6 protein-coding genes are annotated in these 6,051 nt (G+C 42.5%); 1 reads left to right on the forward strand and 5 read right to left on the reverse strand.

The window, feature by feature from the left end; genetic code table 11:
* Positions 1-3 precede the first annotated feature (3 nt).
* The 4 genes from BP27_RS0110950 to BP27_RS16055 form a co-directional block, all read right to left on the reverse strand.
* Entirely contained in the window at positions 4-390 is a 387-nt protein-coding gene (locus tag BP27_RS0110950; protein WP_027851589.1) for a hypothetical protein, read from the reverse strand.
* Positions 391-406: 16 nt separating this feature from the next.
* The gene (gene parM, locus BP27_RS0110955) at positions 407-1,384 is read right to left on the reverse strand and encodes a ParM/StbA family protein (RefSeq protein ID WP_027851590.1); all 978 of its coding nucleotides are present in this window, start codon (positions 1,382-1,384) and stop codon (positions 407-409) included.
* 365 nt (positions 1,385-1,749) lie between these two features.
* The gene (locus BP27_RS0110960) at positions 1,750-4,407 is read right to left on the reverse strand and encodes a toprim domain-containing protein (protein ID WP_027851591.1); all 2,658 of its coding nucleotides are present in this window, start codon (positions 4,405-4,407) and stop codon (positions 1,750-1,752) included.
* Positions 4,401-4,634, reverse strand: coding sequence for a DNA-binding protein (locus BP27_RS16055; protein WP_036240116.1), 234 nt, complete (start codon positions 4,632-4,634; stop codon positions 4,401-4,403). The genes BP27_RS0110960 and BP27_RS16055 overlap by 7 nt, the downstream gene beginning before the upstream one ends.
* A gap of 180 nt (positions 4,635-4,814) precedes the next feature.
* Here BP27_RS16055 and BP27_RS16810 point away from each other — a divergent pair, with 180 nt between their 5' ends.
* On the forward strand, positions 4,815-5,216 hold the full coding sequence (locus tag BP27_RS16810) for a helix-turn-helix domain-containing protein (protein ID WP_051610528.1): 402 nt from the start codon (positions 4,815-4,817) through the stop codon (positions 5,214-5,216).
* A 493-nt stretch (positions 5,217-5,709) separates the two neighbouring features.
* Here BP27_RS16810 and BP27_RS0110975 read toward each other — a convergent pair.
* The coding region (locus tag BP27_RS0110975) for an IS30 family transposase (RefSeq protein ID WP_036240123.1) at positions 5,710-6,051 on the reverse strand (342 nt) is incomplete at its 5' end.

Here is a 6,051-nt window from a genome sequence, read left to right on the forward strand (position 1 = left end):
TCCTTAATCTTTTTTTCCTGCTGCAAATAATGAGCTTTTGGGTGCTTTAGCTTCAGGTTCAGGCGTAGGTGCTTGTTCTGGATGAGCTATTGCTACCGTTGTTACGGGAGCTTCAATGGTGGGTTGTTCAGTTTGTGTAGTGCTTTGTAAGGGTGCTAGTAGCTCAACAGCCTTAGCGACTAATTCAAACTGGCTAGCAGTTACCATCCCTTTTTGCGTAGCTAACAACTGAATTTGATCGGCTAAGCCAGACTGCTCTAACAAATACCCCATCCGCAGTAGTTTACGTCCACCTTGGCTATCGCCATTTTTAATCAGCCATGTCCTTAGTTCCGGTGTAATACTGTTATCTAGGTAAATGGTGATTTTTCTGTTTCTGGTCACTGTCATAGTCTTTGCTCCTGACTCAGCTCAGGTGCTGCATGATTTTTAAAAAGCCACGCGCATTAGCAAATCTCGGTCTCTCTGGAATATAAGTGCTGTCACCTGTAAGAAACGGCTTTAACTGTTCGGCACCACCGCCTAAATAACAAAAGCCCTCTAGGTGTGGCACCTTGCCAGTAAGGCGTTCAATTTCACGTGTAATACGACCAGCAATAGTACGGGTGGCTTGCTGGGTTTCTCCGGTCACGTCTTGCACCTTGCCCCTGCCTAAATCAATCTTGCCGCTAGCTAGTACTTGATACATAGCTAACATATTGATAGTGCCCACCCCATAACGCTGGGTAATTAACCGATTGGCTTCTGCAGCTATGTCTAAACAACCCATGCTTAAGGTGCTGGTGTATTCAGTTATTAAGCTGTAATCCGGCTGTACTACACAAATGTCCGTAGTACGCCCGCCTATATCAGCCACGGCAACAGCATGGCTTTGTGAAGCCTTCTCATGACCCAAACGGTCAATTCTTGCATCCACCCAACCAGCTAAACCTTCAGGGCAGATTTGTTGGCAAACCAGATTAACGCCAGAGCCTTCTACGGGTTTGAGCAATGCTGTTTGTTTGCGTTGAATGGCATTTTTATTAACGCCCTGTTCAGTGAAGTAATGGTTTAAAGGCAACCCCGTACTAATGCTAAACTCATTGCTTAAATCATGGGCAGTCATCAGCTTGTTAAGGGTGTGATGCGTTAATACCGTGTTTAAAGTGGAATAAGAGAAAGAATCAAAACGTGTGTCTTCTGCATCCACCGCATTTTCATCGGTAGTCCATTGTTCACCTTCACAGGTGTAGCTATAACCTTGTGAACCACTAAGCGTGATATTGGCACGCCCGGAACGAACCAAAGATGGCGTTGAGTTTTCAATCCATTCTTGCTCTTCGTTAAGAAAAGCCGTTTTGTTAAAAGCACAACCACTGTCTAAACCCACTTCTATCTTGCTCATATCGACCTCGTATCTATTAGGTGTCTACAGAATATCTATTCGTTGCCTATTGAGTATCTAGCTCAAATAGATTGACTGTATATTGTTTGCAGATGTTAAAAACACACAAAGCAAACAATATAGAGATAGCTTATAGCTATAAAATAGATAGTGTCAACTAAATTAACAATATATTGGTAGTTTGAGGTAAGGCAGGTAAAAGAGGAGGAGTGTTAGGTAAGGTTATTACTTTTTTCTTACCCAAAAATTACTATTGAAGTAAGGCTTTAAGCCTTGTTGTATAACATTTTAGAGGAATTATTACCTTTATTACCCCTTTCCCTAGGGGGTTAGCTAGGGCTAAAAGCTGGGGTTTGGGTGACTCATTATTTTACGTTAAAGACCCAGCAGCTCAGAGTACGCTTTTTGATTCGGCTCCAAACCTTCTTCTGCTCACGGTAGGGGTAACGACTGGAGTTAGGCAGGTGTTTTTTAAGCTCCTTGGGATCAAACATGGGTTGGTTGAAGGTTCGGCACAAGTCCATAAAGTGCGGAATATTAATGGCTATGTCGGTGTCTGGGTTGTTGCTGTGGTTCAGCCTATTTTCTATAACTTGATTGCCTTCTGAAGCGTATTCAGGTGCTTGGTCGTTAATGTAATGGTAAGTCTCCCAGAATTCTTCAATAATGGGGCTGTCACCTGCAATGCGTTTATGCCGTTCAGCTAACATGGTTAGCACTTGAGCTTCACAGGCTTTAACCATGTCTTGAGTAATGTGCTGGTCACCAAAAATCAAGGGTAGGGTGGCGACGGCAGCCATTAATTGTAGGTGGTTAAGTACCAAGCGGTTGTTCTTAACAGCTTGGCTGTTGTGTCCTTTAAGCGGTGCATTCCATAGGGTTTCTTCATAGGTGCTCATGGCTTTTTCAAAACATGCTAGCCAAGTTTTTTCTTGTTTAATCACTTGAGGTAAGAAGCTGGCAAAGTCGGCTTGCTTAGAAGCATTAATTAATCGCTGGGCTGCAGGTATGGTTTCACGTTTTGCACGGTTAAAGCGTAGTGCATTGATGCGCTCTAAAATTGCTGGCTGGCCTTGCACTTCAGTATTTTGGGCAATGATAATTGCCCCTTGAAACATCGCCTCTTCTGTATCATTGCCTCGGTTGGCAATACCTATCGAGCCAGTACCACGCCCATCGTAAAGCGGTTTAATTGAATCAAAGGTAAACTGTGCAAAATGTTTTTTCTCTTCGGTGTAATCCGACTCAATCAATACTACAGGTAGATTCGATACTTGGTTAAAAGTACGCCTGATAGCCGCTGGGCGAGCTTTAGCTGGATCAAACCCCTCGTAATCACGCCCACAGGCCGCCCAAAGTATTTCGATTAAGGTTGATTTGCCTGCACCTGGTTCACCAGTAATCTCTAAAAAAGGAAGGCTTTTATGCCGGTAGCGAATTTGTTGAGCAAAAAGGGTGGAAGTCCAAAAGCCTAGGGTGATTAAACCTTGGGTACCAAATGCATCCCAAAGATCACTTACCCAGTGAGGATTGAATTGACCCGAATAGTTAACGTGAGGACTTTTTAAATTGGTTTTTAGCCCTAGCTTACCTAATTCAAAGTAACCATCGTTATTGCGTTCAATCACCCGGCCATCACGCACCGCAAAGGTTTGATAAACGTAGGTTTTAGAAAGGCGGTCATAACCAATAAAAGGCAGGCTTTGAATGGTGCGAATGGTTTTAAACCAGCGATTTTGCAGGGTATTTAAGTCTTGGGTGTTACCGGTAAATAACGCACCTGAACCCCTTTGGAGTAAGGCTTTATTTAGGCTACTGGGGGAATCAATGCAGCTACCGGGCAATAGAATGATTTGATCAGGGTGGCCGTTCTCGTAACGCAGTTTAAGCACATAGTTTTGATCATCGGCGAGTTCATCACGCTCGATGTACAAAAACTCTTGGATACAGTTACTAATGCGGTTAATTTTACTGGCTTTATGAAAGGCTAAACTGGGTAAGGTATTATCTTGCAGCTCTTGTTCGTATTCGGTGCTATCCACCTTAATAGACCAGGTGGCATTACTGAACTCAAAAACACGCTGGCTAAAGCTTTTATGCTCATACATAACCTGAGCGTATTCACTGGCAGATTCAGCCTGCAACAAATCACCTTGGTAACGGCAGGCTTCCCAAAAGTCGTTTTCTTTAAGTTTGCCTAAACGGTGGCAGTCATCCCAATCCAAGTCCTTAGATGGCGTCAGCTCAATAACCACCTGTTGAGCCTGCTCAAGCAATACCTGCTTAAACTTTAATGCAGCTTTATGGCCTGCCGCATCATTGTCATAAGCCAACACCCACTCAATGCCCCAGTCTTGGTGCTGTTCAATAAACTTAGAGGGTAGGTTATTACAGCTAAAGGCTGCAATGGCTTTAATGCCGTACATCCATAAAGCAATGGCATCAAAAATGCCTTCAACAATATAAACCCTGTCACCCTTTTGCAGCTGCATATTAGGTGGTACCCAGCACTTGCCTGAATACTTAATGCCTGCACTAAACCGCGCTTTTTTAGCCTGACCTTTAACCAGACCTTCAGGTGATTTTAATAAGGGAATTTGATCGGTATCCATCACCCTTTGCCAATAATGATTGCCCCACAAAGGGAATTTAATCGTGGCGGCAAAAGAACCATCCTGCAAAGGGAGCGCACCCTGCTGCCACGCATTGCCTAACAAGGTTAAGTTAAACTGTCGATCGTATTTAAGGTAAGCACGGGCAGTGGCGTTAGGGTCATTAACAGAAGAAGGGTAACGCTTTGACCAGTTTTCAAATAAATCAGCAAACAAGTGCCGAGCAGTATGATTCACTCCGCAGTTATTTAAACGACCACAAAAAATAACGAAAGGCTGCCCTACTTTAGTAAAAGCTTCTGCCTTGCCACAAGAAGGACACAGGCCGCGCAAGTAATCACCCTGCTGCTTAAACTGAAATTCATCGGCTAAACGTTGAGTAATGGCCAGCGTTAAATCCTTATCTAACATGATGAGTCACGCTGTTTTTCTAGCATTAAGCGTAAAGCATCCATATCGATCATACGGTGCTTGCCAATTTTCACGGTAGGTAAGGCTTTGCGTTGAACCATACCGTTTACAACCGTTGGGCCAGCCAAGGCTAAACCCGATTCAGCCGCAAATTTTTTTAACGTCATCACGGGAATAGGGTTATCAGCAAGGGCTGAAGTATTAACCGATTTGTTGGGTTTATTCATGCAGTCACCTAATAAAGTTGATAATATTTGAGCGATATTTAAAGAAAGCTACAAAATTACTAACAAGTTGTTCTTTAGGTGAATCCTAACAGCAAACTAACAATATACAAGTAGTTTTGTCGTTTATTGTTGCTCAGTGTTAGTTATTGAGCAGTTTGAACACTGTTAAAGAGAAGCAGTATGTCTAACCAAGAAGAAGATTTAGGTAAGAAAATACAGCAAGCTAGAAAAGCTGAAGGCTATACCCAAGTTGAAATAGCCGATATTGCTGGAATACCTCACAGCACCTACCGCTATTTAGAGCAACGGGGTCAAACTAGCTATGAAAACCTACAGCTAATACTGGGTTGCCCAAGAATGAGGCGCTATACGCTATGGGCAATGACGGGAGTGGTAGCACCCAATGTAGGCCAAGTTAGCCCCGAGCTAATGAAAAAATTAGGCGGTGGCAAACAGCTAAGCGATGGCGAGTTATTTGAGCTGTGTGAAGTCGAAGCTTCCAACCTAAAACCCATTGACCTAGATAAGATGCAAGCCGAGCTGAATGAAAAAGTAGCCAGCGTGCTTGAGCAATATAAGTAACGCCTTAAAGCCAAAACAAGCTAAAAGGGGTGGGGAAGGGGTAATAAAAGTAATAGTGCTTGTAAGCCCTGCTATGGCAAGCTTTGAGGAAAGGTTGGCTAGGTAATTAAAGTTAATATCACTTACTTTTTAGATTTTACGATGTACAGTTTGATAGTGCGTATTAATTCAGGGATACATAGCTTTTAGAGGAAACTATGCAAATCGAGTGCCCATCTTGTTCTACAGGAAATAAAATAGAGTTTGCGCAAAATATTGTATGTTGCGAATGCAAAAAATCTTTTGCTGGTCATTTCTACAAAAAGTTTAAGAAACCGCTTATATCTGCAACTACTGCATTATTCATTGGTGCATTTGGTACCTACAAGGTCGAACAGGTATTTTTTGAAGATCAACGGTACCCATTAAAAGTTGAGTATGAGTTGATAGATAGTTGCGTAAATGCATCACGCACACGGTTTGGCTCTTCTAGTTATATTAAGAAAACTTGGATTCAACTTGCTAGTGCAACAGCCTGTAATTCTTCAAACAATACTTCATTTGGTGTTTTCATTCCAAGTGTTTTCCTAGGTCGGTTATTTAAACGATGCATAATGAATTCAAAATGCTCATCATCTAAGTGCTTAAAGCATGAACCTTTGGGGCAGTATTGACGTATTAAGCCATTTGTATTTTCATTCAATCCACGTTGCCAAGAAGCATAAGGGTCTGCAAAGTAAAAGTCACAATTCAGTGCTTTTGCAATGGCTTGATGCTCAGCAAACTCTTTACCATTATCTGCCGTTAGAGTATGTACTAAACCAACAGAAGCAAAGGGTGTTAACAACTCGATAAT

This window comes from Marinospirillum insulare DSM 21763 (genome assembly GCF_000686905.1).
Classification (GTDB): domain Bacteria; phylum Pseudomonadota; class Gammaproteobacteria; order Pseudomonadales; family Halomonadaceae; genus Marinospirillum; species Marinospirillum insulare.